This window comes from Edwardsiella piscicida (assembly GCF_001896205.1).
Classification (GTDB): Bacteria; Pseudomonadota; Gammaproteobacteria; order Enterobacterales; family Enterobacteriaceae; genus Edwardsiella; species Edwardsiella piscicida.
The window spans coordinates 626,503-652,391 of the sequence record NZ_MPNU01000001.1 but is presented as its reverse complement, the minus strand read 5'-3'; the positions used below and the strand labels follow the sequence as shown (position 1 = coordinate 652,391).

The window sequence follows — 25,889 nt, the reverse complement described above, 5'->3', positions numbered from 1 at the left end:
AGCGCATAACGCTGTTCAGGCTTTTCCAAATAAATGGACACTTACCGTGCTGGAAAGAATTAAAGGCTGTTTTACTGAAAGCATACAAACGCAAATTGCCGCAGCGGAAGCCCTGCCCGATGCCATTTCCCGCGCGGCAATGACGCTGGTGCAGTCACTGCTGAACGGCAATAAAATTCTGAGCTGTGGCAACGGCGCCTCCGGCGCTAATGCCCAGCATTTCGCCGCGACGCTGATCAATCGCTTTGAAACCGAGCGTCCAAGCCTGCCGGCCATCGCACTAAATGCCGATAGCGTGGTCTTAACCGCCATAGGCAACGATCGCCTGCACGATGAGATCTACGCCAAGCAGGTACGTGCCCTGGGCCATGCGGGAGACGTACTGCTGGCTATCTCAACCCGAGGCAATAGCCGTGATATCGTCAAGGCGGTCGAGGCGGCGGTCACCCGCGATATGACGATCGTGGCGCTGACCGGCTATGACGGCGGCGAGCTGGCCGGTCTGCTGGGGCAGCAGGATGTGGAGATCCGCATCCCGTCGCACCGCAGCACCCGTATCCAAGAGATGCATATGCTGACCGTCAACTGCCTGTGCGATTTAATTGATAATACCCTGTTTCCTCACCAGGCTGACTGAAGGAGTCGTCATGACGATGCGTTTTCCCTTAACCCGATGTTTTCCCGCGCTGGTTGTCCTCAGCGCCCTGCTGCTGCAAGGCTGCGTCGCCGCCGTGATCGGCAGTGCGACCATGGCAACCCAGGCGGCCAGCGATCCCCGCAGCGTGGGTACCCAGGTCGACGATGGTACGCTGGAGGCCCGCATCTCCAACGCCCTGAGCAAAGACGCACAGCTGAAGAAAGAGGCGCGCGTCGTGGTAACCGCCTATCAGGGGCAGGTGCTGCTGACCGGTCAGGCGCCAAGCCAGGCGCTGATTAGCCGCGCCAAGCAGATCGCGATGGGCGTTGAAGGCACCAAGGCGGTCTATAATGAGATCCGTTTAGGCCAGCCGGTCAGCCTGGGCACGGCCTCGGCCGATGCCTGGATCACCACCAAGGTCCGCTCCCAGCTGCTGGCCAGCGACCAGGTGAAATCCACCAACGTGAAGGTGACCACCGAAAATGGCGAGGTCTTCCTGCTGGGGCTGGTGACGCCCAAAGAGGGACAGGCCGCCGCGCAAACGGCCAGTAAAGTCAGCGGGGTAAAACATGTCACTACCGCGTTCTCGCTGCTGAAGTAAAGCCGCAACGCAATAGCCAAAAATCCCCGCCGCGGCGGGGATTTTTTATGTTTATCCGCGGCTAACGCAGATCGTAGCGCTGTAAAAAGGCCTCGCCGCCCAGCTGACGCATCTGGCGCAGGATCCAGCGCTGACGCTGCAGCACATAGCGCGAGGGCACCCGCACGCTGAAGCGATGTGGGTTAGGTAACACCGCCGCCAGCAGCGCCGCCTCTCCCGCCGTCAGCCGGCTGGCCGGCTTGTGGAAATAGCGCTGGGCGGCCTCTTCAACCCCAAAGACCCCGGGGCCAAACTCCGCGATATTCAGGTACACCGTTAAAATACGTCGCTTGCTCCACACCAGCTCTTCCGCCAGCGTCAGCGGCGCCTCAAGCCCTTTGCGTAGCCAGCTGCGACCGTCCCACAGCAGCAGGTTCTTCATGGTCTGCTGCGACAGCGTCGAGGCGCCGCGCAGCGGGCGTCCCCCCTCATCCGCGCTGTCCAGCGCCTGCCCGATCGCCGTGAGATCAAATCCCCAGTGCTGGGGAAACTTCTGATCCTCCGCGGCGATCACAGCCAGCGCCATCGGTGGCGCTATCTGCGACATTGGCCGCCAAGTCTGGTGGGCAACATAGCTAAAATCACCGTGCAACCAGGCTCCGACTTGCCGCTGTACCATCACCGTGGAATAGGGCACCGGCAGCACGGCGAAAATCAGCAGCGCGGCAATCCACGCGCCCAGCAGCGCGATCACCAGGCGGCTCCCCCAGCGCCTGATGCGCTGAAGCACCCGACGCGACGCTGCCGTTTGGCTCATCGGGTCATATCCAGCACCTGTGCGACCAGCTTATCGATCCCCTCCGCCGCCTCGGCGATAGTGTTGGCCAGCATATAGGCCGGCGTCGTCACGACCCGCTGCGCCTCGTCGACCACAATATCATTCACCGCGCAGGCCACGTGCTCCCCGCCCATCGCCGCAATCGCGTCAGCCGTGGCGGCATCATTACCGATGGTCACTCGCACCGGGACGCCCAGCAGCTTGGGCAGCAGCGCCGGCGCAATGCAAATGAACCCCAGCGGCTTACCGTCGCGATGTAGACGCGTGACCAGATGCTGCAGCGCCGGATCGATGCTGCACGCCGCGCCGTCCGTAGCAAAGCTGCTGAGATTTTTAGCCGCACCGAATCCACCGGGTACGATCAGCGCATCCAGTTGGCTGGCGTCCGCCTGCGCCAGCGACGTCACATCGCCGCGGGCAATGCGCGCCGCCTCCACCAACACGTTACGCCGCTCCGCCGTCGGCTCTCCGCGCAGGTGATCGATCACCTGCGCCTGCTCCCGATCCGGAGCCAAACACACCGCCTGCGCCCCGGCGCGGGACAGCGCCAGCAGCGTTAATACCGCCTCGTGGATTTCACTCCCATCAAATACCCCGCAGCCGCTGAGTACTACGCCGACTCGTTTCATCGCCTCTCCTCATTATCGGTGAATGGGCTCCCCGCCCCGCGTGCGGCAAGGAGAACGCCAAAGAATTAACCACACTTAACTATTCGTTTTTTACGCTGCATCGGTGCTATTTCAGCGCCCTGTGCATTAGTAACTACTTTAGGGGAAGTCAACACCCTACGGCTTTGTATTGGCAAAGAAACGAACACATCACACATTTAAATGAATGAACTAACATCCATAACCAACTTATTGGTATGTTGATGACGCTGTGCGTCGAACCGATTAGCTCCATTTACGCAAACTTTTTCTTGATAATTTCTTTCATCAACTATGCGTAAATGTTCGTTTTCCCTGGTGTTGGCGCAGTCGTTGCGCACCCCGACTCCGTCGGGGTCATTTTTTATTAGCCTGCGCAACCCAGTCGCGTAGAACCTGCACGTCGTGGCGCCACTCCTGCTTCAGTTCGTCGATCCACTCCTGCACATTGTCCCACCAGGCCGGCAGCGTCGGCGTCTGAATCTGCTGCGCCAGCTGCTGTAAATGACGCAGTCCCACGGAGCCTGCGGCGCCTTTAATCTTGTGTCCCTCTTCGGTAATCCCTTTCTGATCGCGCGCGGTCATATTGGACTCCAGCACCGACAGATAGCCCGGCATCATCTTCTCGAATACCGCCAAGCTCTGATCGATCAGCTGCGGCCCGACCAGATCCAGATACTGCTGCAGCATCTCGGTATCCAGCAGCTCACAGAGATCGTGCGCATGGGGCTCACCCGCCTCGAGCGTCGTCGCCGGGGCACTGTCCCAGAAGCGGCGGATCACCGCCGTCAGCGCCGGTACCGCCAGCGGCTTGCTCAGCACATCATCCATCCCGGCGTCCAGGTACTCTTTCTTATCTTTCAAGACATTCGCCGTCAACGCCACCAGCGGCGGCAGCGCCGGTTTTCCATAGCGCTGGCACAGCGTGCGGGCGATATCCAGGCCGGTCATATCCGGCAGCTGAATATCCAGCAGCACCAGGTCATACTCCTGCGGCGCAAACATGGCCAGCGCCTCGGCGCCGCTCATCGCCACATCGACGCTGTTCCCCATCTTCTCCAGCACCGAGCGCGCGACGATCACATTCAGTTCAATATCCTCAACCAGCAGGACGTGCAGCGCCGGCAGCGGCATCTCCTCTTCCGCGGGTGGCTCGCTCAGCGCCTCTTCGACGACCGGCGCACGGATGCTCAGGGTAAAGCAGGCCCCCTCGCCCGCCACGCTGCTCACCACGATATCGCCGCCCATGGTCTGCGCCAGACGCTTGGAGACCGCCAGGCCAATGCCGGTGCCGGTGGCCGGTTTGCCGCCGTGCATATCTTTCACCTGATAGTACATGGCAAAGATCTTATCCTGCTCCTCCGGAGGAATACCGATGCCGGTATCGCGCACCTCAAACAGCAGCTTATCCTGCTGCTCACGCCAGACGCGAACGCTGACGCCGCCGCGCTGAGTGAACTTGACCGCGTTGCCGATCAGGTTCCACAGGATCTGGCGCAGGCGCGTTCCGTCTGCCATCACCTTATGCGGCAGCGCGGGATCCGGCGTCAGCGTAAAGCTCAGCCCCTTCGGCTGAACCAAGAGCCCGGACAGATTCTCCAGATCCGTCAGAAAGCCGGTAAAATCGATAGCCTGGTTATCCAGCTGTACCTTGCGCCGCTCAAGTTTATCCATCTCAATGATGTCATTGAAAATATTCCCCAGCGCTATCGCGCTGACGTGGATGGTCTTCAGGTATTTCAGCTGCTCCTCATTCAGCTCGGTATCCAGCAGAATACGGCTGAGGCCGACGATCCCGTTCAGCGGGGTGCGCAGCTCATGGCTAATGGTCGAGATAAAGGTGGTTTTTTCACGGCTTGCGTTCTCCAGGGCATCCTGATAGCGCTTGCGCTCCGTAATATCGCGCCCAAAGCCCATCAGGCCGTGGCGCTTACCCACCCGATCATAGAAGGGCACCTTGCGCAGCTCGAAGCAGGCCTTACGCCCGTCGGGATAGACCAGCCACTGCTCGTAGGTGAGGGAAACATTATGGCGGAAGACCTTCTCATCGGTCTCGATGACCTTCTGGGCGATGTCTGGATCGTACACGTCGCGCGGCGTCAGTCCGATCAGCTGCTTTTCACTCTTACCGGTCAGCAGCTCCATCGCCCGATTGCAGCCGGAAAACTCACCGTCTTCATTGCGGTAGTAGACCAGATCCGGAGAGGAGTCGAGGAATGAGCGCAGCAGCGCCGACTGCTGCTCCAGCTCTACCTGCGCCAGCTCGCGCTGATCGATCTCGTGCTGCAGGGTATCCAGCACCTGCAGACGGGCCTCTTCGGCCTTAACGCGATCGGCAATCTCTTGGTTAAGCTGGCTAATATTGTCCTTGAGCTGCTGGTTCAGCTTCAGATCGCGGTGGCGCATCTCCTCCAGCTTATTCACCAGCTTACTCAGGCGCTGACGCGACTCCTCCAGCTGCTCCACCACCACCGACAGGAAATAGACGGCCCAGGGGGTGATCAGCAGGCCAAAGAAGACCGAGCGCACCACGTCGATGCTGTCCACCTGACCACGCAGGAGCATGGTCACCGCCATCTGCACCACCATGGCCAGCAGCACCAGCGCCGATGCCAATAGGATGGAGAAGCGCACCAGCCCAAGTTTTACCATTAAATCAACGTAATACTGGGCCAATACCCGAATTTGTTTCATCTTGCACTCCCCCGGCAATTGTCTCGGTCTAAACCTATCCCGGCGAACGCCATGACGGGAGCCGATGGCGGCGCGCGCCGAACGATGTCACCGGGGCCGATACGCCTGTATAGACTCCATATGACGACGCCGGCCGCCTAATAGGATAAGTCATTAATCATACCGTAAAATCCGCGCAGGTGGGCAGGCTACGACAGCGCGGAAGCCTGCCCACCGCACTCTAGCAGATAGTTATTAATGGCGACCATCCCGGTCCAGCGGTTCTCGCACCACTGGGGAGCCAGCAGCGTGGGGCGACGGGCGCTGGCGGAAATACGGTGATAGATAACCTCTGGCGGCGTGTGGCGGATCATCTCGCCGGCGGTGTGGACATAGCGCTCTAACGTCAGATCCTGCAGGCGCCCGGCCTGCCAGGCCTTCGCCAGTACGCTGCCGGTCACAATATGCAGCGGATGCAGCTTGATCCCCTCGACGCCGGTCTCCACCACCCGCTGCAGCGTGTCGAGACAGTCCGCGTGGCTCTCGCCAGGCAAACCCACGATCAGATGGCTGCATACCTTCAGCCCGCGTGCCCGGGCGGCGCGGGTCGTACGCTGATAGCAGGCGAAATCATGCCCGCGGTTAATCCGGCGCAGCGTCTTATCATTGGCGCTCTGCAGCCCTAGCTCCAGCCACACCTCGTAGCCCTGCTCACGGTACTCCGCCAGCAGATCAAGCACGCTCTCCGGTACGCAGTCAGGACGGGTCCCGACGCACAGACCGACCATATCGGCCTGCTGCAGGGCCTCCCGATACATATCTCGTAGGATACAGACCTCGGCATAGGTGCTGGTATAGGCCTGAAAATAGGCCAGGTAGCGTCGCGCTCGATTGACTTTGCGCGCCTGAGCCTCCAGCTGTTCGGCGATGCTGCGCCGCTGCATCTGTTCATCGGCAAAGGAGGCCACGTTGCAAAACGTACAGCCGCCGCGGCCCAGCGTTCCATCGCGGTTAGGGCAGCTAAATCCGCCGTGCAGCGTGAGCTTATGAATTTTTTCCCCATAGCGGCGCTGTAGGTCGGCGCCGAACATATTGACCAATTGCTGCAACTGCATAATAGTAAAAGAGGCCTTATATAACCCGCTGGCAAGTTTCGCCATTATACTCCATGCCGCTTTTTTACGCGCCAACGGAGATCCCCCTGCGCCATATCTGTATCAAAATTCACTTTAAGTGACTTTAAATTCATTTTTACGCACGGAGCAGCGCCGCGCTCTGCGCCCATCCGCGCCGGAATAAGTCCGTGATGTAAAAACAAAATTAATCATCAACATCTTCTCTATATGCGATATATTAATCTTAAGTAATTTATTTAAATAGCATATAAAATAACAAACAGGCTCATTTGACAGTGTTACCCGGTAGCCGCGTTCGGCCCGCTTCCCGCGATACATTAGGGCACTTTTTTATATATTTTCATTAAAAATCAACTCCATATCACATAATGACCTCCAAGAAACTGTGATGCAGCCCACATTTGACCTGCGAAATCTTTCCCGATAAGTTGGAATGCCGCCGGAAATAAAAATAACACCCTTCCGGATGGACACAACATCACATCATAGTTATCCAGTTAGTTACGATCCCCTCGCAACGCGTGACAGTGTGCTTGTGAATACTGATGCAGGCGGCTGCCCGACGGGCGCCCCCGGTCAAACGACCGAGAACCTGCCAGCTACAGGCCGCTGCGCCCGGCGATGGGGGGCCGCGCAGAGCTTGGGGAGGTTCACTGAATATGTTGTACGATGCATCCCATGAACGGGACAACTGCGGCTTCGGCCTGATTGCCCATATAGAAGGCGAACCGAGTCATAAGGTCGTGCGTACCGCCATCCATGCGCTGGCGCGCATGCAGCACCGCGGTGCCATCCTGGCCGACGGCAAAACCGGCGACGGCTGCGGCCTGCTGTTACAAAAGCCCGATCGCTTCCTGCGCATGGTGGCAGAAGAGCGTGGCTGGCGACTGGCCAAGAACTATGCCGTCGGCATGCTGTTCCTCAGCCGCGACGAAGAGCGGGCCAGCGCCGCCCGGCGCATCGTTGAGGAGGAGCTACAAAACGAGACTCTCTCCATCGTGGGGTGGCGCGACGTCCCCGTCAATCAAGAGGTGCTGGGTGAGATCGCACTCTCTTCCATGCCGCATATCGCGCAAATCTTCATCAATGCTCCGGCCGGATGGCGCCCGCGGGATCTGGAGCGCCGGCTGTTTATCGCCCGCCGACGCATAGAAAAGCGCATCGACGATCCGGATTTCTATGTCTGCAGCCTCTCGAATCTGGTCACCATCTACAAAGGGTTGTGCATGCCGGCCGATCTGCCGCGCTTTTACCACGACTTGGCCGACCTGCGCATGGAGTCGGCTATCTGCCTGTTCCACCAACGCTTCTCGACCAACACCGTGCCACGCTGGCCGCTGGCGCAGCCGTTTCGCTATCTGGCGCACAACGGCGAAATCAACACCATTACCGGTAATCGTCAGTGGGCACGGGCGCGTACCTACAAATTTAAGACGCCGCTGATCCCCGATCTGCAGGACGCAGCCCCCTTTGTCAACGAAACAGGCTCCGACTCCAGCTCCCTCGATAACATGCTGGAGCTGCTGTTAAGCGGGGGGATGGACATTGTGCGCGCCATGCGTCTGCTGGTGCCGCCGGCCTGGCAGAACAACCCGGACATGGACCCCGACCTACGCGCCTTCTTCGACTTTAACTCGATGCATATGGAGCCCTGGGATGGCCCGGCCGGCATCGTGATGTCAGACGGACGCTTCGCCGCCTGTAACTTAGATCGCAACGGCCTGCGTCCGGCGCGCTATGTAATAACCAAAGACAGGCTGATCACCTGCGCCTCAGAGGTGGGCATCTGGGACTATCAGCCGGATGAAGTGGTGGAGAAAGGGCGCGTCGGCCCCGGCGAGCTGATGGTGATCGACACCCGTGCCGGGCAGATCCTGCACTCGCGGGAAACCGACGACGATCTGAAAAGTCGCCATCCCTATCGCGAATGGATGGAGAAAAACGTCCGACGTCTAATCCCCTTTGAGGATCTGCCCGATGAGCGAGTCGGCAGCCGCACGCTGGACGATGCGGCGCTGCTCACTTACCAAAAACAGTTTGCCTACAGTCAGGAAGAGATCGACCAGATTCTGCGGGTGCTGGGGGAAAACGGCCAGGAGGCGACGGGCTCAATGGGCGATGATACGCCCTTTGCCGTCCTCTCCAGCCGCCCGCGCCTCATCTATGATTACTTCCGTCAGCAGTTCGCCCAGGTCACCAATCCGCCGATCGATCCGCTGCGCGAAGCCCACGTCATGTCGCTCTCTACCAGCATCGGGCGCGAAATGAACGTCTTCTGCGAAGCCGAGGGACAGGCGCATCGCCTTAACTTTAAGTCGCCGGTGCTGCTCTACTCTGACTTCGCCCAGCTGATCGGGCAGGAGAAAGAGCACTATCGCGCCGAAACCCTGGATATCACCTTCGATCCCGAGCAACAGGATCTGCAACAGGCCCTCGCCGCCCTGTGCGACGAGGCCGAGGCCCAGGTCCGCCGCGGCGCGGTGCTGCTGGTTCTGTCCGATCGCGCCATCAGCGCCCGGCGTTTGCCGATCCCTGCACCGATGGCCGTCGGGGCGGTGCAGCGGCGCTTAGTCGAACAGAGCCTACGCTGCGACGCCAACATCATCGTCGAAACCGCCGGCGCGCGCGATCCGCATCACTTTGCCGTACTGCTTGGCTTTGGCGCCACCGCAATCTACCCCTACCTGGCCTATGAAACCTTGGCCAAACTGGTGGACAGCGGAGCCATCGCGCGCAGCTATCGCCAGGTCATGCTGAACTACCGCAACGGGATCAATAAAGGGCTGTACAAGATCATGTCCAAAATGGGCATCTCAACGGTGGCCTCTTACCGCTGCTCCAAGCTGTTTGAGGCCGTCGGCCTTCACCCCGCGATCTGCGATCTGTGCTTCCCCGGGGTCATCAGCCGCATCGGTGGAGCGACCTTCAGCGACTTCCAGCAGGATCTGCATAATCTGTCCCGCCGGGCCTGGCTGGCACGCCAGCCCTTGGAGCAGGGGGGACTGCTGAAGTATGTCCACGACGGTGAGTATCACGCTTACAACCCCGACGTGGTGCAGGCCCTGCAGCAGGCGGTGCAGAGCGGCGACTATCGCGACTACCAGCGTTACGCTAGCCTGGTCAATCAGCGCCCGATCACCACCCTGCGCGATCTGTTGGCGCTGCGCCCCGTCGCGCAGCCCCTGGCGCTGGAGCAGGTTGAGGCGGAAAGCGCCCTGTTCCAACGCTTCGATACGGCGGCTATGTCCATCGGCGCGCTGAGCCCCGAGGCCCACGAGGCGCTGGCCCAGGCGATGAACGGCCTGGGCGGCTTCTCTAACTCCGGCGAGGGCGGCGAGGATCCGGCGCGCTACAACACCGATAAAGCCTCGCGTATCAAGCAGGTCGCCTCTGGACGCTTCGGCGTCACGCCCGCCTATCTGGTCAACGCCGATGTGATCCAGATTAAAGTGGCGCAGGGCGCCAAGCCGGGCGAAGGGGGGCAACTGCCCGGCGATAAGGTGACGCCGTACATTGCCCGACTGCGCTATTCGGTGCCCGGCGTCACGCTGATCTCTCCCCCGCCGCACCACGATATCTATTCCATCGAAGATCTGGCACAGCTGATCTTCGATCTCAAACAGGTCAATCCGCGGGCGCTGATCTCCGTTAAGCTGGTCTCTGAACCGGGAGTGGGCACCATCGCGACCGGAGTCGCCAAGGCCTATGCCGATCTGATCACCATCGCGGGCTATGACGGCGGCACCGGCGCCAGCCCGCTCTCCTCCGTGAAACACGCGGGGTGCCCCTGGGAGCTCGGCCTGGTGGAGACCCAGCAGGCGCTGGTGGCCAACGGACTGCGCCATAAGATCCGCCTGCAGGTGGACGGCGGCCTGAAGAGCGGCGCCGATATCATCAAGGCCGCGATCCTCGGCGCGGAAAGCTTCGGCTTCGGCACCGGTCCCATGGTGGCGCTGGGCTGCAAATATCTGCGTATCTGCCACCTCAATAACTGCGCTACCGGCGTCGCCACCCAGGATGAAAAGCTGCGCCGCGACCACTTCCACGGCCTGCCGCTGCGCGTGACCCACTACTTCCACTTTATTGCGCGGGAAACCCGCGAGCTGATGGCGCAGCTGGGCGTCAGCCGCCTGGTGGATCTGATCGGCCGCACCGATCTGCTGACGGTGCTGGAGGGAGTGACCGCCAAGCAAAGCCGCCTGGACCTGGCGCCTCTGCTCCATACGGCCACGCCGCATCCGGGCAAGGGGCTGTACTGCAGCGAAGGTAACCCCCCCTTCGATCCGGGACAGCTCAACCAGAGCCTGCTGTCTCAGCTACAGGACAATATCGCGACCCGTCAGGGACGCGCGCTATTCTGTGATATCCATAACACGGATCGCTCGGTGGGCGCCGCGCTTTCCGGCGCCATCGCCGAACGCTACGGTGAGCAGGGAATGGCCGCCTCGCCGCTGAAAATCCAGTTTAGCGGTACCGCAGGCCAGAGCTTTGGCGTGTGGAATGCCGCGGGCCTTGAGCTGACCCTGACCGGTGATGCCAACGACTATGTTGGAAAAGGCATGGCGGGCGGCCGTATCGTCATCCGCCCGCCGGTCGGCTCCGCCTTCCGCAGCCATGAGGCCAGCATCATCGGCAACACCTGTCTGTACGGCGCCACCGGCGGTAAGCTGTTCGCCGCCGGGCGCGCCGGCGAGCGCTTTGCCGTGCGTAACTCCGGCGCGCTCACCGTCGTTGAGGGGATCGGAGATAACGGTTGTGAATACATGACCGGCGGTATCGTCTGCGTGTTAGGCCGCACCGGTATCAACTTTGGCGCGGGCATGACCGGTGGCTTTGCCTATGTGCTCGATGAGGACGGCGAATTCCGCCAACGCGTCAACGCCGAGCTGGTTGAGGTGCTGGAAATGGCGGCGCTGCCGATCCACGAGGAGCACCTGCGCGGGCTGATCACCGAACACGTTCGGCTGACGGGATCCGGGCGCGCAGAGGCCATTCTGGCCGACTGGCCGCAGTGGGCCGCGCGCTTTGTCTTAATCAAGCCCAAATCCAGCGACGTGAAAGCGCTGCTGGGACACCGTAGCCGCTCCGCAGCCGAGCTGCGCGTACAGGCACAATAAGGAGGCGGAGAAATCATGAGTCAGAATGTCTATCAGTTTATCGAACTACAGCGTATCGATCCGCCGAAAAAGCCGCTAAAGCAGCGCCAGGGCGAATTTATCGAGATCTATGAACCCTTCTCCGACGGCCAGGCGCAGGCGCAGGCCGATCGCTGCCTCTCCTGCGGTAACCCCTACTGCGAATGGCGCTGCCCGCTGCACAATTACATTCCCAACTGGCTGAAGCTGGCCAACGAAGGGCGTATTTGGGATGCGGCGACGCTCAGCCACCAGACCAACAGCCTGCCGGAGGTGTGCGGCCGAGTCTGCCCGCAGGATCGCCTGTGCGAAGGCGCCTGCACGCTGCATGATGAGTTCGGTGCCGTCACTATCGGCAGCGTAGAGCGCTACATTACCGACAAAGCGCTGGCCGAGGGATGGATGCCGGATCTCAGCGGCGTACAGCCCACCGGGAAACGGGTCGCCATCGTCGGCGCCGGTCCGGCGGGCCTTGCCTGTGCCGACGTGCTGGCCCGCAGCGGCGTACAGGCCGAGCTCTTCGATCGCCACCCGGAGATCGGTGGACTGCTCACCTTTGGCATTCCCGCGTTTAAATTGGAAAAACAGGTTATGGTCCGTCGGCGCGAGATTTTCAGCGCCATGGGGATCCGTTTCCATCTGAATACCGAGATTGGACGCGATATCACGCTGGAGAGTCTGCTGAGCCAGTTTGACGCGGTCTTTCTCGGCGTCGGCACCTACCAGGCCCTCCCCGGCGGACTGGAGCAGGAGGAGGCCAGCGGCGTACACTCCGCCCTGCCCTACCTTATCGCCACCGCCCGCCATCTGATGGGCTATGCCGAGGATCCTCAGACCCCCTACGTCTCCATGCATGGCAAACGGGTGGTGGTGCTCGGCGGGGGAGACACCGCCATGGACTGCGTACGCAGCGCCCTGCGCCAGGGGGCGACCCAGGTCACCTGCGCCTATCGCCGCGATGAGGGCAATATGCCCGGCTCCCGGCGCGAAGTGAAAAACGCCCGCGAAGAGGGTGCCGCGTTTCGTTTCAACCTGCAGCCGCTGGCCATTGAAACCAACGCCGCCGGGCGGGTGTGCGGCGTTCGCATGGCACAGACGACGCTGACGGATCCGGACGCCGCCGGCCGACGCGCCGTGCGCCTCGTACCCGACGCCGAGGTCACGCTGGCGGCCGATGCGGTGATACTGGCGTTCGGCTTCCGCCCGCACGCCATGACATGGCTGGCGGAGCACGGCGTGGATCTCGATGCCCAAGGACGCATCGTCGCCGCAGACCACGGCGACTACCCCTATCAGACCAGTAACCCGCAGATTTTCGCCGGCGGCGATGCGGTACGCGGCTCCGATCTGGTGGTGACCGCCATCGCAGAGGGACGCCGAGCGGCTCAGGGCATCCTGAACTATCTCTGCGTGTAGCGCTCAGCGCCGACGCGGCATCCCGCGGCGTCGGCGTTATCCCGCGCGCTCTCCAGCGCCGCCTCCTCTGAAGCGAAGCGCAAAAATAGCGTCCGCAGCCACTGGATCACCGGATCATGGTGTACCCGATGATGCCAGATCAGCCGAGTATAGAAGGTGGTCTCGCCATCTGGGTAGGGGAGGATTGCCAGGTTGGCCATCTGGGAAAAGTGGCGAGCGGTCTGGGTGGGCAGGGTCAGAACAAAGTCAGTCTGCGATAGAAGCATCGGCGCCGCCAAAAAGTAGGGCACTGACATCGCGACATCATAGTCTTTTCCCTGACGATGGACGGCGTTCCCCACCGTAGCGCCAGGCTGACCGTCGTGCAGGCTCACCTGCAGCCGACGATAGGCGTTGATCTGCGCTAAGGTCGGCGTCTCACCGCGCAGCATCTGACGCGCCAGCGGATGCCCCTGACGCACCAGGCAGGAAAAGGTGGTCTTAAACAGGTTGGCCTCGTGAAAATCGGGCGGAATATCGATCAGCGGATAAATGGCCAGATCCATACGGCCGAACTTCAGGCTGGAAAACAGATCGTCACCGATGGGCAGGATCTCAATTCGCGCATTAGGCGCTTGCTGGAACAATGACTTAACGACCCGTGAAAAGATCATCCAGACACCGTTGTCCACCGCCCCCAGGTACAGGGTTCGCCGCAGCGCCTGCGGATCGAACTCATAGGGCATCGTCAAATGATCCAGCGCCTGCAGCACCGCGGTGACCCGCGGCATCAGCTCTCGGGCACGCGGCGTCGCCTGCATGCCATAGCCCCCCTTCACAAACAGCTGATCCTGAAAAACGGCGCGCAGCTTACTCAGCGCCCGGCTCGCCGCCGCTTGGCTCAAGCCAACCCGGCCGGCGGCCTGCGTCAAAGAGCCGGTTTCCGCCAGTGCACGGAATAGGGCCAATAGCTCGCTGTCTACGGCAACATTATCCACTTTACGCATGATCGTTATCCGGAAATAAGCATTTATCTCCGAATAGAGATAACCTAATATCGGTATAAAAGAAATAAAGCCTGCGGTTAATTACGTGATATGTATCAAATAATAATACTATGGCGCCGCCAACATATACATATCGCCAAGCAGATTAATTAATAACAAATAAAAATAATTCAAGTAAGATTAAATTTAACGAAATATATTCGCCTGCGTAATAGCCCTGTTTATCACGACAATGATAGCCATCCATCATTGCTCATCATCGCCCTATTTATCCTGCGCCCCGCGGCGTAGAAGATACCGAATTCCCCTTTTGGGATAGCGCGGACGGCATGCAACCCAACGTGGGCTGTCCACTGATGATAAAAATGGATTTATTGCAAAGTCAGGAGAATACCATGCTCAGCACAACCAGAAAAACGCTGGTCGCAGGTGCCATTGCATTCGCCATCGGCGCCGTCTCTCCCGTAGTTCACGCCGCCGGTATGCCGGCAGCGCCGGCCGTCGGTAATCTCGGCGCCGTCGTCGTTGACCCCTATGGCAATTCACCGCTCACGGCATTAATCAATCTGAATGGACACGCCATCTCCGACGTCAACGTTACCGTGCAAGGGAAAGGGAAAAATGGCGTTGCCGTCAGTTATCCCGTCGGTAAACAGTCCCTGTTAACCTATGATGGCATTCCCATTTTTGGTCTGTATCAAAAACATGATAACCAGGTCACAGTTGAATATAAAGAGGGCGGCAAACTCAAAAAAGATGCCTATACCATCCGAACCTCTGCCATCGTCAATAAATATATGGATAACCGCTCACTCACCGATTTACAGCCGGTGAAACCGGTTAAAGTCGCCAAGGGGTTTGAGGACCGTCTCTATTTAGTCAATACCCATACCTTTACCCCACAGGGATCTGACCTGCACTGGAGCGGCGAAAAAGATAAAAATGCAGGTCTGCTGGATGCGAGCCCAGCGACCGGATCCCTGCCATTCGATATCGCGCCCTTTACCTTTATTGTCGACACCCAGGGTGAATATCGCTGGTGGCTGAATCAAGATACGCTCTATAACGGCCATGATGTTGACATCAACCAGCGCGGTTACCTGATGGGGATCCGGGAGACGCCACGCGGAACCTTTACCGCCGTTCAGGGGCAGCACTGGTACGAGTTCGACATGATGGGTCAGGTACTGAATAATCACCGCCTACCGCGTGGCTACCTCGACGCCACCCATGAGTCGATCGAGATCCCCAACGGCAACGTAATGCTGCGCGTCGGCAAGCGCAACTACCTGCGCGACGATGGGCAGCGCGTACACACCATCCGCGACCATATTCTAGAAGTGGACAAAGCGGGACGGGTGGTCGACGTCTGGGATCTTAACCTGATCCTCGATCCGCTGCGCGACAGCCTGCTCGGCGCGCTCGATGCCGGCGCCGTCTGCGTTAACGTCGATCTGGATCACGCGGGCAAGCAGGCCAAGCTGGAGCCGGATACACCGTTTGGCGATGCGCTGGGCGTCGGCCCAGGCCGTAACTGGGCCCACGTCAACTCCATCGCCTACGATCCCAAAGATGACAGCATCATCCTCTCCTCCCGTCACCAGGGCGTCATCAAAATTGGCCGCGACAAGCAGGTGAAGTGGATCCTGGCGCCGGCTGAGGGCTGGAATGAGAAGCTCTCCGCCAAGCTGCTCAAGCCGGTTGATGCGCAGAATAAACCGCTGAACTGCAGCGCCAAGGGCGTCTGCGAGAACAGCGACTTCGACTTCTCCTATACCCAGCACACCGCCTGGCTGTCGCCCAAGGGCACCCTGACGGTCTTCGACAACGGCGATGGCCGCCACCTGGAGCAGCCGGCGCTGCCCACCATGAAATATTCGCGCATCGTGGAGTACAAGATCGATGAAAAGAATATGACCGTGCAGCAGCTCTGGGAGTATGGCAAGGATCGCGGCTATGAATGGTACAACCCGATCACCTCGATCGTCGAATACCAGCCGGATCGCGACACCATGTTCAGCTTCGGCGGCTCGACCAATCTGTTTGAGCCGGGCCAGCCGACCACCGGTCGCCTGAACGAGATCGACTATAAGACCAAAGAGGTCAAGGTCGAGCTGGACGTCCTGTCCGATAAGGCTAACCAAACCCATTACCGTGCGGCGCTGATCCGACCGCAGGGGCTGTTCCTGTAACGTCCATGGGCGTGCCCCCTGGGTACGCCCATTCCGTATCGCTTTAGGAAAGGAGTCTCCACTATGCATTTAACCCTGGGTAAAACACACCTTAAAGCCCTGCTGGGCGCCACGCTGCTGACCTGCGCCTTCGGCGCCGCCGCCTTCAGCGAAGGCACGGACTACGTGGTGCTGGAAAAGCCGATTCCCAATGCCCAGAAGACCCTGATCAAGGTCTTCAGCTACGACTGCCCCTTCTGCTACAAGTATGACAAAGCGGTCACCGGCCCCGTCAGCGACAAGGTTAAGGATATCGTACGCTTCGAGCCGTACCACCTGGATACCAAGGGGGTCTATGGGCCACAGGGCAGTGAAATTCTCGCCGTACTGCTCAATAAGGATCGCGCCGCCGGCGTCTCCATCTTCGATGACGCTTCTCAGTTCAAAAAGGCCAAGTTTGCCTACTACGCGGCCTACCATGATAAAAAAGAGCGCTGGAAGGATGGCAAGGATCCGGCTGCCTTTACCCAAACCGGGCTGGACGCCGCTGGCCTAAGCCAAGCCGATCTGGAGGGGGGGCTGAAAGATCCCGCGGTGCAAAAGACCCTGGGTGAATGGAAGGCCTCCGCCTACGACGTCGCCAAGATCCAGGGCGTACCGGCCTATGTGGTCAACGGTAAATACCTGATCATGACCAAGAGCATCAAATCCGTCGACTCCATGGCCGATTTAGTCAAAGAACTGGCTGCCAAGTAGCCTAAGGATGATCGCTATGTTTGCAAAAATGTGGAGTGACCTACGCCAAAATCCGGTCGAAACGCTGGTTCGCTGGCAGGAGCAGCGCTTTCTCTGGCTGCTGATGGCCCTGGCCATGGGCGGGCTGATCGTCCTGGCACACGCCTTTTTTCAGATCTACCTGTACATGGCCCCCTGCGAACAGTGCGTCTATATCCGCTTTGCCATGTTTGTCATGGTCATCGGCGGACTGGTCGCGGCGATCAACCCCCGCAATCTGGCGCTGAAGCTGTTCGGCTGTATCGCCGCCTTTTATGGCGCCATCATCGGCATGGGGTACTCCATCAAATTGAATGGGATCCACCATGCGGTGCACAGTCCAGACGCGCTGTTTGGCGTGCAGGGATGCTCCACCGATCCCAGCTTTCCCTTCGGGCTGCCCCTGGCCGAGTGGGCCCCCTCTTGGTTTAAGCCGACCGGCGACTGCGGCTACGATGCGCCGATGGTGCCACAGGGCGTGGCGCTGGACAGCGTACAGCAGTGGTTTATCGACATGTACGTGCAGGCTGAGGGCTGGTATCTGATCCCCTCCATGCAGTTTATGAATATGGCGCAGGCCTGTTTCCTGGCCTTTGCGCTGTGCTTTGCGATCCTGGTGATCATGAGCGTAGCCTGGGCTATCCACCTGCTGCGCCGCCGCGCGATGCCCGCAGATCCTACCGCCTCTCCCCCCCGCTAAACCACTGGCGGAGTTTAACTCCGCCACCGCCCTCCCTCGTCGCACGCTCACGGACGATAGTTTGACCCTACTCACGCTTTGCTGCATTTTACCTTGATGGAGTATTGCTCCATAATATAAATTCATATGGAGTTCAATTCTAAAGCGTAATCAAGGTGAGGTGCCATGTCTGTATTCACCACTCTGCAACAGCATATTCAACGCAACGGTGCCCTGATCGTCTCCTGCCAACCGGTGCCGGATAGCCCGATGGATAGCCCGGAGATCGTCGCCGCGATGGCCGCGGCCGCTGCCCAGGCGGGAGCCGCCGCGCTGCGTATCGAAGGCGTGGCCAACCTGCAGGCGGTGCGCCCGCGCGTCACCCTGCCGATTATCGGGATCATCAAACGCGATCTGGATGACTCGCCGGTACGCATTACCCCTTTCCTGCGCGATGTTGACGATCTGGTTCAGGCCGGTGCCGATATCATCGCCTTTGACGGCACCCTGCGCCCCCGCCCGGAGCAGCGAGAGGCCCTGCTGGCGCGAATACAGCACCATGGACGTCTAGCGATGGCCGACTGCTCCTCGCTGGAGGATGGGCTGTACTGTCAGCACCTCGGCTGCGATTTTATCGGCACCACGCTCTCCGGCTACACCAACGGAGAGACGCCCTGCGAGCCAGATTTGGCGCTGGTGCACGCGCTGAGCAACGCCGGATGCCGGGTGATCGCCGAAGGGCGCTACAACACGCCGTCGCAGGCGGCGCAGGCGCTCTCCCAAGGGGCCTGGGCCGTCACCGTCGGCTCGGCTATCACCCGCATTGAGCACATCTGTCAATGGTATTGCCAGGCTCTCCAGGCGGAGGCGCATCATGAATACGCTGGCCATTGATCTGGGCGGAACCAAGCTGGCGGCGGCGCTGGTCGACGTCGATGGCCAGCTGAGCCAACGCGTCGAGGCTGCCACGCCGGCCAGCGGTGACCCGGAGGCTCTAACGCAGGCGCTCGCCCAGCTAATCACGCGCTATCGCGGAATGGCTGATAGGGTTGCCGTCGCCTCTACCGGCATTATTCATCAGGGGATCCTCAGCGCCCTGAACCCCGATAACCTGGGCGGACTAAACCGTTTTCCGCTGCAGGAGTGCATTGAGAGGCTCAGCGCGCTGCCCTGCCATCTTCTCAATGACGCCCAGGCCGCGGCCTGGGCTGAGTACCTTGCCCTGACGCCCAGCGGTCAGGATATGGCGTTCATTACGGTATCGACCGGCGTAGGCGGCGGGCTGGTGCTCAACGGCCGCCTTCAGATCGGGCGCGGTGCCTTCGCTGGCCACATTGGCCATACCCTGGCCGATCCGGCGGGGCCACGCTGCGGCTGCGGTCGCAGCGGCTGCGTCGAGTCCATTGCCTCAGGGCGGGCCATCGCCGCGGCGGCGCAGGACGATCTGGTCGGTCTCGATGCCCGCGCTATTTTTCAACGGGCCGCCGCGGGCGATGCCCAGGCACAGCGGCTCATCGCTCGCTCGGCTCAGGCGATCGCTCAGCTGATCGCCGATCTGCGGGCGACGTTGGATATTCAGTGCGCGGTGATCGGCGGCAGCGTCGGCCTAGCACCAGGCTATCTGGATCAGGTTCAGCATTTTCTGCGGCAGATGCCGCACGCTTACCACGCCACGCTGTATTCAGCCCGCCATCAACGCGATGCCGGCCTGATCGGTGCGGCACTCTGGAGTCGGAGAGAAACAGCATGATACTTGGACATATTGATGATTTAGCCCAGCGCGGCGACCTGCCTACCCCCATTCGCCGAGCGCTGCAGCGCGCGCTGGAGGCCGGCGCAGCGCAGCTGGAAAACGGTACGCACCCCATCGACGGCGAGCGGCTGTATATGAATGTCATGACGCTAACGCCACAGCGTGCGGAGGAGAAACAGGGCGAGATACACCGCGACTATCTGGATATTCAGCTGGTGCTACAGGGCGAAGAGCGTATCGACTTTGCCTTGGCAGGCCAGGCGCGCGAATGCCAACCCTACCAGCAGGAGGGAGACTATCAGCTGTGTGCCGCCATGGCGCAGCCGCAGCGCCTGATCATGACGCCGGGGATGTTTGCGGTCTTTCTCCCCGGAGAACCCCATAAGCCCGGCTGTATCAGCCGGACGTCAGACCCCATTCGGAAAGTCGTCGTAAAACTGCACCGCGACTGTCTTAAGGAAGAGAAATAACAGCAGTCTGGATATGGCTCTCGGCATACCCCTGCCGGCGATGTCCGCCATCCTCTTTGACGTGTGATCGCCCTGCTCCCCCTATGTGGGGCATCACACTTTTTTCTCCTTTTCCCCGCGGGCTACGCGAAAACAAAACAAAACCCCCTGCCTAGCAGGGGGTTTTCAACAGACAAAAAAAACCGGGTTCGGCTCCCGGTTTCTATTAACGTTTACGTTATTTAACCACGCGCAGGGCCGGACGGCCGCGCGGCGGAGGCTCATCGCCGCCGTCATCATCAGCGGGCGCTTCGTTATCCGGCGAACGATCGCCGTCGATCAGCGTCATGGCCGGCTCGTCGCTCTCCGTCTCGGCGCGCGTCTCATCGCCATCCTGCTCATAGGCAGCCTCTGGCTCAAACATCGTACCGGCGCCGTTTTCACGCGCATAGATAGCCATCACCGCCGCCATGGGCACATATACCTGACGCGGTACGCCGCCAAAGCGGGCGTTAAAGCGCACCGCATCATCGGCCAGCTCCAGCCCACCCACGGCGCGCGGCGCGATATTCAGGACAATCTGCCCATCGCGCGCGTACTCCATCGGCACCATCACGTCGGCGCAGTGTACATCCACCACCAGATGCGGCGTCAGCTGATTATCCAGCAGCCAGTCATAGAAAGCGCGCAGCAGGAAAGGGCGGCGCGGTGACATTTGCGACAGCTCCATCATCAGCCTCGGGTATGCAGACGCATTTCACGCTCAGCCTCGGTCAGCGAGGCCAAGAAAGCATCGCGCTCAAAGACGCGCGTCATATAGCCCTTCAGCTCTTTGGCACCAGCGCCGCTCAGCTCGATGCCCAGCACCGGCAAACGCCACAGCAGCGGCGCCAGATAGCAGTCCACCAGGCTGAACTCATCGCTCATAAAGTACGGTTTCTGGGCGAAGACCGGCGCGATCGCCAGCAGCTCTTCACGCAGCTGTTTACGGGCGGCGTCCGCCTCCTGAGCGCTGCCTTTTTCGATCTTGTACAGCAGAGAGTACCAGTCGCGCTCGATCTGGTGCATAAACAGGCGGCTCTCACCGCGAGCAACCGGGTACACCGGCATCAGCGGCGGATGCGGAAAGCGCTCATCAAGGTATTCCATGATGATGCGAGATTCATACAGCGTCAGCTCGCGGTCAACCAGCGTCGGCACCGTGCGGTAGGGATTGAGGTCGATCAGATCCTGCGGCAGATTGTCCATATCCACCTGCTCGATCTCGACGCTGACACCCTTCTCAGCCAGGACAATGCGTACTTGATGGCTAAAGATGTCGGTCGGCCCGGAAAACAGCGTCATTACCGAACGTTTGTTGGCAGCGACAGCCATGAAAACCTCCAAGTTTATCTAGAAAACGGTATGAACAGGTGCCCGTCAGGCTCTACATAGAGAGACGCGCAGCGCCTGTTGCACAGTTACGGGCGCAAAAAGGCAAGACAACGGAAACATTGACTTATCCCGACCTGCGGCGCTCAAATTTTATACGTTGCAACAGGAGACAAAAGTGAATGCTAGTTTACCAGAAATTGGCGTACTTGTGGGGGGCAGATAATGATTTCATGGATAAAATCCTTTACAGCGAATAAACCAACGCCGTACGGAAATAAAAAAACCCGGCCAGGCCGGGTTTTTTAGCATTAAGGATCTGCCGAAGCAGAAACCCATTAACGCTTGGAGAACTGCGGACGACGACGTGCTTTGCGCAGACCGACTTTCTTACGTTCAACCTGACGAGCGTCACGAGTGACGAAGCCAGCTTTACGCAGTTCAGAGCGCAGAGTTTCATCGTACTCCATCAGAGCGCGGGTGATACCGTGACGGATCGCACCTGCCTGACCAGAGATACCACCACCTTTAACAGTGATGTACAGATCCAGTTTTTCAACCATGTCGACCAGTTCCAGCGGCTGACGAACTACCATGCGGGCAGTTTCGCGACCGAAGTACTGTTCCAGAGAACGCTGGTTGATAACGATTTTACCGCTACCCGGTTTGATAAATACGCGAGCGGCGGAGCTTTTGCGGCGACCAGTGCCGTAGTATTGATTTTCAGCCATTGCCTATATCCCGATTAAATGTCCAGAACCTGCGGTTGCTGCGCCGCGTGATTGTGCTCGTTGCCCGCGTAAACTTTCAGTTTACGGAACATTGCACGACCCAGCGGGCCTTTCGGCAGCATGCCTTTAACCGCGATTTCAATTACACGCTCAGGACGGCGAGCAATCATCTCTTCAAAGGTCGCTTCTTTGATACCGCCGATGTGGCCAGTATGGTGGAAATACTTCTTGTCCAGACGCTTGTTACCCGTTACGGCAACTTTTTCTGCGTTCAGAACGATGATGTAATCACCAGTATCCACATGCGGGGTATACTCCGCCTTGTGCTTGCCGCGCAGGCGACGAGCCAGTTCAGTTGCCAAACGGCCTAAAGTTTTGCCGGTAGCATCAACAACATACCAGTCGCGTTTTACGGTTTCTGGTTTAGCTGTAAAAGTTTTCATTAAAAGCTTACCCAATTTTTAGTTACACGTTGGTGAACACAACGCTTCGATTTTCAGTGTTGAGGTTCACACGACCATCGTCCAGCAAACCTACCCCTTCGAATAGAGCCATGCCGGCACATAAAGTTTTTGGGAAAAAAACTTTGTTGTAACGTGGGGTCGCGAGATTATAGAGAAGTCGGCCTCAAAGATCGATCGCTTTTTCGCACGGCGATGGAATTTATTGCCCGCGCGCGGCGATACCTCCCGTGCGCACTCATGGCCGATGCGGCAGGCTCAGGTAGGCTTCGCTCTGCATCTCCTGCAGGCGGGACAGGCAGCGCTGATATTCAAACGCCAGGCGCTCGCCGCGATAAAGACCAAACATATCGCAGGTCGCGCTGATAATCAGCGTCACCCGGCGCTCATAGAACTCATCCACCAGCGCCAGAAAACGCCGTGCGCACGCTTCACGGTCGGCCCCCATCGCGCTGACCCCGTGCAACAGCACCGTATGATAGCGCTGAGCCAGCGCAATGTAATCCCGTGAGCTGCAGGGCGCCTCGCACAGCGCGGAGAAATGCAGCGCCACCACCGCCTCTGCGCGCCGTAGCACCGGCATCTGGCGGTGGTTGATCGCCAGCGTACCGCCGATCTGCCCCGTCTGACCGGCCAAGCGTAGAAACAACGCCTCCATGGCCTGTTCTGTGCGCGCCCCCAGCGGCGTCAGGTACAGGTGCGCCTGGGTCAGGGTGCGCAGGCGGTAATCGGTGCCCCCGTCGACGTTCAGCACCTGGCAGTGCGTCTGGATTTGGGCGATGGCGGGCAGAAAGCGGCTGCGCTGCAGGCCGTTGGGGTAGAGCTGCGCCGGGGGAATATTGGACGTGGCGACCAGCGTCACCCCGCGCGTGAACAGCGCCGGCAGCAGGGTACCTAACAGCATGGCGTCGCCGATGTCCGTCACAAAAAATTCGTCGAAGCACAGCACATCCGCCTGCGCCTTCAGCGCATCCGCCAGCGCCGACAGCGGATCGGCCTGTCCCTGTTTATCCGCCAGCGACTCATGCACCCACAGCATGAATCGGTGAAAGTGCAGACGCTGCTTGCGCTGTCCTGGCAGGGTGTCAAAAAACAGATCCATCAGCCAGGTTTTTCCCCGGCCAACGCCCCCCCACAGATATAGCCCAACGATGGGCTCCGCGGTACGCCGCCCACCGAGCCAGTGAGGCAGCCGCGTCCGCCACGCGGCCGGCCCGGCGGTATGCCAGCGCACCGCCCACTGACGATGGATCTCATCCAGCGCCTCCACCGCTCTCTGCTGAGCGGCATCCGGCTGATAGTCACCGGCGGCCAGGGCCGCGCGGTAGCGGGCCAGCGGCGTATCGGGCGTCAGAGCATAGGGCGAGGACATCGGCGCGGGTATCCTTATTCTGCATTATGGACGACGCGCTAAACGCCTGCGTCATCCCCTTCAGTGAGTCATAACCATATGCAAAATAGCGACGGGATTCCACTCTGGCTCGGTTAGCGGTTATAGTGTGGGTATTAGGGAATGTCCCGTAACTGCGTAATCACACGAGCAGGATTGTTCAGACAATAGGAGTCACCATGACTTGGGAGTATGCGCTTATTGGTTTGGTTGTCGGCATCATCATCGGTGCGCTGGCGATGCGCTTTGGTAACCGGAAACTGCGCCAGCAGAAAACGCTGCAGGATGAGCTGGAGAAAAGTAAAACCGATCTGGATCAGTACCGCCAGGAGCTGGTCAACCATTTTGCCCGCAGCGCCGAGTTGCTCGACAATATGGCGAAAGATTACCGTCAGCTGTATCAGCACATGGCGACCAGCTCAAATAATCTGCTGCCGGATATGCCTGCGCATGATAATCCGTTCCGCTACCGTCTGACGGAAGCGGATAACGATCAGGCGCCGGTCGAAATCCCGCCGCGCGACTATTCCGAGGGCGCCTCCGGCCTGCTGCGCGCCGACCGCCACGATTAACCGCATCAGCGCCGCCCGACGGCGCTGATGCGCCCTGCGCGTACCCTGGATAGCCCGTCGTCCGGCGGTACGCGTCATCGCGTGCCGCGCCGCCGCTTCATCTTTTTTCCCTTACTCCGTCGCAGCCCTTGCGCCACAGATTGTAGGATGGTGCCATGACCCGCAGATCGCTTCCCCTTCTTCTTGCCCTGAGCCTGTCGCTCGGCGCGCTGCCCACCGCCCAGGCATCGCTGCCGGCGACCCTGAACGGCCAGGCGCTGCCCAGCCTGGCGCCTATGCTGGCCAAGGTTCTGCCGGCCGTGGTCAGCGTCTATGTCGAGGGCAAGCAGACGCCGCGCCACCGCCGCATGGAGGGGCTCGGCTCCGGCGTTATCATTAACGCGGATAAAGGCTACGTGCTGACCAATAACCACGTCATCCGCGATGCCCAATCGATCCGGGTACAGCTGGAGGATGGGCGGGAGTACTCAGCCCGACTGATTGGCCGCGATGCCGCCTCTGATATCGCGCTGCTCCAGCTGATCGATGCCCGTCATCTGACGGCCATTCCCCTGGCCGACTCCGATAAACTGCGCGTCGGTGACTTTGCCGTGGCCGTCGGCAATCCCTTTGGGCTAGGGCAGACGGCAACCGCCGGCATCGTCTCTGCGCTGGGGCGCAGCGGGCTCAATCTGGAGGGGCTGGAAAACTTTATTCAGACCGACGCCGCCATCAACAGCGGCAACTCCGGCGGGGCGCTGGTCAACCTCAAGGGCGAGCTGATCGGGATCAATACCGCGATCCTGGCCCCGCCGGCGGCAACATCGGTATCGGCTTTGCGATCCCCAGCAATATGGCGCGCAGCCTGAGCGATCAGCTGATCAAATACGGCGAGGTCAAGCGCGGCGTGCTGGGGATCCGGGGCCGTGATATGACCGCCGATCTGGCCAACGCCTTCAAGCTGGACAGCCCGCGCGGCACCTTCGTCAATGAGGTCTTACCCAAGTCTGCCGCGGCGCGCGCCGGGATCCGGGCCGGCGATGTGCTGATCTCCCTCAATGGTACCCCGATCACCAGCTTCGCCGAGCTACGGGCCAAGGTGGGATCCGTCGCACCCGGCACCGCGCTGCAGATTGGGCTGCTGCGCAACGGCAAGCCGATGAACGTCACCGTGACATTGGAAAACCATGCGCTGGCCAGCGTGCAGGGAGAGACGCTGACGCCGGCGCTTGCCGGGGCGAGCCTCAGCCCCGGAGAGGCCCAGGGAGCGCCGGGGATCCGTATCGATACGGTAGAAAAAGGGTCACCGGCGGCGCAGATCGGTCTGCATAAGGCGGATCTGATCATCGGCGTCAACCGCCTGCGCACCCGCGATATCGCCGCCCTGCGCCGCGCGCTGGCCGGCGACCCGCCGGTTATCGCGCTGCATCTGATCCGCGGCGGCGAAGGCATGTACCTCCTGCTGCGTTGATGGCCTGCACAAAATCGGGGGGCGGGCGCTGCCCCACTCC

21 protein-coding genes and 1 pseudogene are annotated in these 25,889 nt (G+C 60.1%); 12 read left to right on the top strand and 10 right to left on the bottom strand.

Going from position 1 to position 25,889, the window contains the following annotated elements; translation table 11 throughout:
* Positions 1–46: 46 nt before the first annotated feature.
* Both diaA and dolP read left to right on the top strand, forming a co-directional pair.
* On the top strand, positions 47–637 hold the full coding sequence (diaA, locus tag BRD58_RS02925) for a DnaA initiator-associating protein DiaA (RefSeq protein ID WP_012847405.1): 591 nt from the start codon (positions 47–49) through the stop codon (positions 635–637).
* A gap of 10 nt (positions 638–647) precedes the next feature.
* Positions 648–1,238: a division/outer membrane stress-associated lipid-binding lipoprotein gene (gene dolP, locus BRD58_RS02920; protein WP_012847404.1), complete on the top strand. Its 591-nt coding sequence runs from the start codon at positions 648–650 to the stop codon at positions 1,236–1,238.
* A 61-nt stretch (positions 1,239–1,299) separates the two neighbouring features.
* Here dolP and mtgA read toward each other — a convergent pair whose 3' ends face one another.
* From mtgA to BRD58_RS02900, 4 genes are all read right to left on the bottom strand, one after another.
* Positions 1,300–2,034: a monofunctional biosynthetic peptidoglycan transglycosylase gene (gene mtgA / locus BRD58_RS02915; RefSeq protein ID WP_069578174.1), complete on the bottom strand. Its 735-nt coding sequence runs from the start codon at positions 2,032–2,034 to the stop codon at positions 1,300–1,302.
* Positions 2,031–2,684, bottom strand: coding sequence for an isoprenoid biosynthesis glyoxalase ElbB (gene elbB / locus BRD58_RS02910; RefSeq protein ID WP_012847402.1), 654 nt, complete (start codon positions 2,682–2,684; stop codon positions 2,031–2,033). Before elbB ends, mtgA begins: the two co-directional genes overlap by 4 nt.
* Before the next feature lie 375 nt (positions 2,685–3,059).
* On the bottom strand, positions 3,060–5,396 hold the full coding sequence (arcB, locus tag BRD58_RS02905; RefSeq protein ID WP_015460902.1) for an aerobic respiration two-component sensor histidine kinase ArcB: 2,337 nt from the start codon (positions 5,394–5,396) through the stop codon (positions 3,060–3,062).
* Between the two features lie 188 nt (positions 5,397–5,584).
* The gene (locus BRD58_RS02900) at positions 5,585–6,490 is read right to left on the bottom strand and encodes a TIGR01212 family radical SAM protein (RefSeq protein ID WP_015460901.1); all 906 of its coding nucleotides are present in this window, start codon (positions 6,488–6,490) and stop codon (positions 5,585–5,587) included.
* Between the two features lie 680 nt (positions 6,491–7,170).
* Here BRD58_RS02900 and gltB point away from each other — a divergent pair.
* Positions 7,171–11,628: a glutamate synthase large subunit gene (gltB, locus tag BRD58_RS02895; protein ID WP_012847398.1), complete on the top strand. Its 4,458-nt coding sequence runs from the start codon at positions 7,171–7,173 to the stop codon at positions 11,626–11,628.
* Between the two features lie 15 nt (positions 11,629–11,643).
* The gene (locus BRD58_RS02890) at positions 11,644–13,062 is read left to right on the top strand and encodes an FAD-dependent oxidoreductase (protein WP_073381542.1); all 1,419 of its coding nucleotides are present in this window, start codon (positions 11,644–11,646) and stop codon (positions 13,060–13,062) included.
* Here the strand turns inward: BRD58_RS02890 and BRD58_RS02885 are convergent.
* Positions 13,047–14,048, bottom strand: a complete 1,002-nt coding sequence (locus BRD58_RS02885; RefSeq protein WP_012847396.1) for a LysR family transcriptional regulator — start codon at positions 14,046–14,048, stop codon at positions 13,047–13,049. The two genes, BRD58_RS02890 and BRD58_RS02885, sit on opposite strands and share 16 nt — an antisense overlap.
* A gap of 395 nt (positions 14,049–14,443) precedes the next feature.
* Here BRD58_RS02885 and BRD58_RS02880 point away from each other — a divergent pair, with 395 nt between their 5' ends.
* The 6 genes from BRD58_RS02880 to nanQ all read left to right on the top strand — a co-directional run bounded on the left by BRD58_RS02880 (position 14,444) and on the right by nanQ (position 19,895).
* Complete coding sequence (locus BRD58_RS02880) at positions 14,444–16,240, top strand: aryl-sulfate sulfotransferase (RefSeq protein WP_073381540.1); 1,797 nt, start codon at positions 14,444–14,446, stop codon at positions 16,238–16,240.
* A gap of 63 nt (positions 16,241–16,303) precedes the next feature.
* Positions 16,304–16,975, top strand: a complete 672-nt coding sequence (locus BRD58_RS02875; protein WP_012847394.1) for a thiol:disulfide interchange protein DsbA/DsbL — start codon at positions 16,304–16,306, stop codon at positions 16,973–16,975.
* Positions 16,976–16,991: 16 nt separating this feature from the next.
* A complete protein-coding gene (dsbI, locus tag BRD58_RS02870; protein WP_073381538.1) occupies positions 16,992–17,693 on the top strand; it encodes a protein-disulfide oxidoreductase DsbI in 702 nt (233 codons plus the stop codon).
* Positions 17,694–17,858: 165 nt separating this feature from the next.
* Positions 17,859–18,566, top strand: a complete 708-nt coding sequence (locus BRD58_RS02865) for an N-acetylmannosamine-6-phosphate 2-epimerase (RefSeq protein WP_073381536.1) — start codon at positions 17,859–17,861, stop codon at positions 18,564–18,566.
* Entirely contained in the window at positions 18,547–19,422 is an 876-nt protein-coding gene (gene nanK, locus BRD58_RS02860; RefSeq protein ID WP_012847391.1) for an N-acetylmannosamine kinase, read from the top strand. The genes BRD58_RS02865 and nanK overlap by 20 nt, the downstream gene beginning before the upstream one ends.
* Positions 19,419–19,895: an N-acetylneuraminate anomerase gene (gene nanQ / locus BRD58_RS02855; protein ID WP_069578169.1), complete on the top strand. Its 477-nt coding sequence runs from the start codon at positions 19,419–19,421 to the stop codon at positions 19,893–19,895. The genes nanK and nanQ overlap by 4 nt, the downstream gene beginning before the upstream one ends.
* 217 nt (positions 19,896–20,112) lie before the next feature.
* Here nanQ and sspB read toward each other — a convergent pair whose 3' ends face one another.
* The 5 genes from sspB to zapE form a co-directional block, all read right to left on the bottom strand.
* Positions 20,113–20,604: a ClpXP protease specificity-enhancing factor gene (gene sspB / locus BRD58_RS02850; protein ID WP_012847389.1), complete on the bottom strand. Its 492-nt coding sequence runs from the start codon at positions 20,602–20,604 to the stop codon at positions 20,113–20,115.
* A 2-nt stretch (positions 20,605–20,606) separates the two neighbouring features.
* Complete coding sequence (sspA, locus tag BRD58_RS02845) at positions 20,607–21,248, bottom strand: stringent starvation protein SspA (RefSeq protein WP_012847388.1); 642 nt, start codon at positions 21,246–21,248, stop codon at positions 20,607–20,609.
* Positions 21,249–21,583: 335 nt separating this feature from the next.
* A complete protein-coding gene (gene rpsI / locus BRD58_RS02840; protein ID WP_005281735.1) occupies positions 21,584–21,976 on the bottom strand; it encodes a 30S ribosomal protein S9 in 393 nt (130 codons plus the stop codon).
* Between the two features lie 14 nt (positions 21,977–21,990).
* Positions 21,991–22,419 (bottom strand): 50S ribosomal protein L13, encoded by a 429-nt coding sequence (gene rplM, locus BRD58_RS02835; protein ID WP_012847387.1) that lies wholly within the window; start codon positions 22,417–22,419, stop codon positions 21,991–21,993.
* A gap of 256 nt (positions 22,420–22,675) precedes the next feature.
* Positions 22,676–23,809, bottom strand: coding sequence for a cell division protein ZapE (zapE, locus tag BRD58_RS02825; RefSeq protein ID WP_012847386.1), 1,134 nt, complete (start codon positions 23,807–23,809; stop codon positions 22,676–22,678).
* Positions 23,810–24,006: 197 nt separating this feature from the next.
* Here zapE and zapG point away from each other — a divergent pair, with 197 nt between their 5' ends.
* Together zapG and BRD58_RS02815 are read left to right on the top strand one after the other, a co-directional pair.
* Positions 24,007–24,399: a Z-ring associated protein ZapG gene (gene zapG, locus BRD58_RS02820; RefSeq protein ID WP_012847385.1), complete on the top strand. Its 393-nt coding sequence runs from the start codon at positions 24,007–24,009 to the stop codon at positions 24,397–24,399.
* 155 nt (positions 24,400–24,554) lie between these two features.
* Positions 24,555–25,849: pseudogene (locus BRD58_RS02815) on the top strand (Do family serine endopeptidase).
* The last annotated feature ends 40 nt before the right edge of the window (positions 25,850–25,889 follow it).

What these genes read in the sequence shown, in the direction of transcription:
- dolP (WP_012847404.1), top strand. Translation starts at nt 648, where the DNA reads ATGACGATGCGTTTTCCCTTAACCCGATGTTTTCCCGCGCTGGTTGTC.
- mtgA (WP_069578174.1), bottom strand. Translation starts at nt 2,034, where the DNA reads ATGAGCCAAACGGCAGCGTCGCGTCGGGTGCTTCAGCGCATCAGGCGC.
- elbB (WP_012847402.1), bottom strand. Translation starts at nt 2,684, where the DNA reads ATGAAACGAGTCGGCGTAGTACTCAGCGGCTGCGGGGTATTTGATGGG.
- arcB (WP_015460902.1), bottom strand. Translation starts at nt 5,396, where the DNA reads ATGAAACAAATTCGGGTATTGGCCCAGTATTACGTTGATTTAATGGTA.
- BRD58_RS02900 (WP_015460901.1), bottom strand. Translation starts at nt 6,490, where the DNA reads ATGCAGTTGCAGCAATTGGTCAATATGTTCGGCGCCGACCTACAGCGC.
- gltB (WP_012847398.1), top strand. Translation starts at nt 7,171, where the DNA reads ATGTTGTACGATGCATCCCATGAACGGGACAACTGCGGCTTCGGCCTG.
- BRD58_RS02890 (WP_073381542.1), top strand. Translation starts at nt 11,644, where the DNA reads ATGAGTCAGAATGTCTATCAGTTTATCGAACTACAGCGTATCGATCCG.
- BRD58_RS02885 (WP_012847396.1), bottom strand. Translation starts at nt 14,048, where the DNA reads ATGCGTAAAGTGGATAATGTTGCCGTAGACAGCGAGCTATTGGCCCTA.
- BRD58_RS02880 (WP_073381540.1), top strand. Translation starts at nt 14,444, where the DNA reads ATGCTCAGCACAACCAGAAAAACGCTGGTCGCAGGTGCCATTGCATTC.
- BRD58_RS02875 (WP_012847394.1), top strand. Translation starts at nt 16,304, where the DNA reads ATGCATTTAACCCTGGGTAAAACACACCTTAAAGCCCTGCTGGGCGCC.
- dsbI (WP_073381538.1), top strand. Translation starts at nt 16,992, where the DNA reads ATGTTTGCAAAAATGTGGAGTGACCTACGCCAAAATCCGGTCGAAACG.
- BRD58_RS02865 (WP_073381536.1), top strand. Translation starts at nt 17,859, where the DNA reads ATGTCTGTATTCACCACTCTGCAACAGCATATTCAACGCAACGGTGCC.
- nanK (WP_012847391.1), top strand. Translation starts at nt 18,547, where the DNA reads ATGAATACGCTGGCCATTGATCTGGGCGGAACCAAGCTGGCGGCGGCG.
- nanQ (WP_069578169.1), top strand. Translation starts at nt 19,419, where the DNA reads ATGATACTTGGACATATTGATGATTTAGCCCAGCGCGGCGACCTGCCT.
- sspB (WP_012847389.1), bottom strand. Translation starts at nt 20,604, where the DNA reads ATGGAGCTGTCGCAAATGTCACCGCGCCGCCCTTTCCTGCTGCGCGCT.
- sspA (WP_012847388.1), bottom strand. Translation starts at nt 21,248, where the DNA reads ATGGCTGTCGCTGCCAACAAACGTTCGGTAATGACGCTGTTTTCCGGG.
- rpsI (WP_005281735.1), bottom strand. Translation starts at nt 21,976, where the DNA reads ATGGCTGAAAATCAATACTACGGCACTGGTCGCCGCAAAAGCTCCGCC.
- rplM (WP_012847387.1), bottom strand. Translation starts at nt 22,419, where the DNA reads ATGAAAACTTTTACAGCTAAACCAGAAACCGTAAAACGCGACTGGTAT.
- zapE (WP_012847386.1), bottom strand. Translation starts at nt 23,809, where the DNA reads ATGTCCTCGCCCTATGCTCTGACGCCCGATACGCCGCTGGCCCGCTAC.
- zapG (WP_012847385.1), top strand. Translation starts at nt 24,007, where the DNA reads ATGACTTGGGAGTATGCGCTTATTGGTTTGGTTGTCGGCATCATCATC.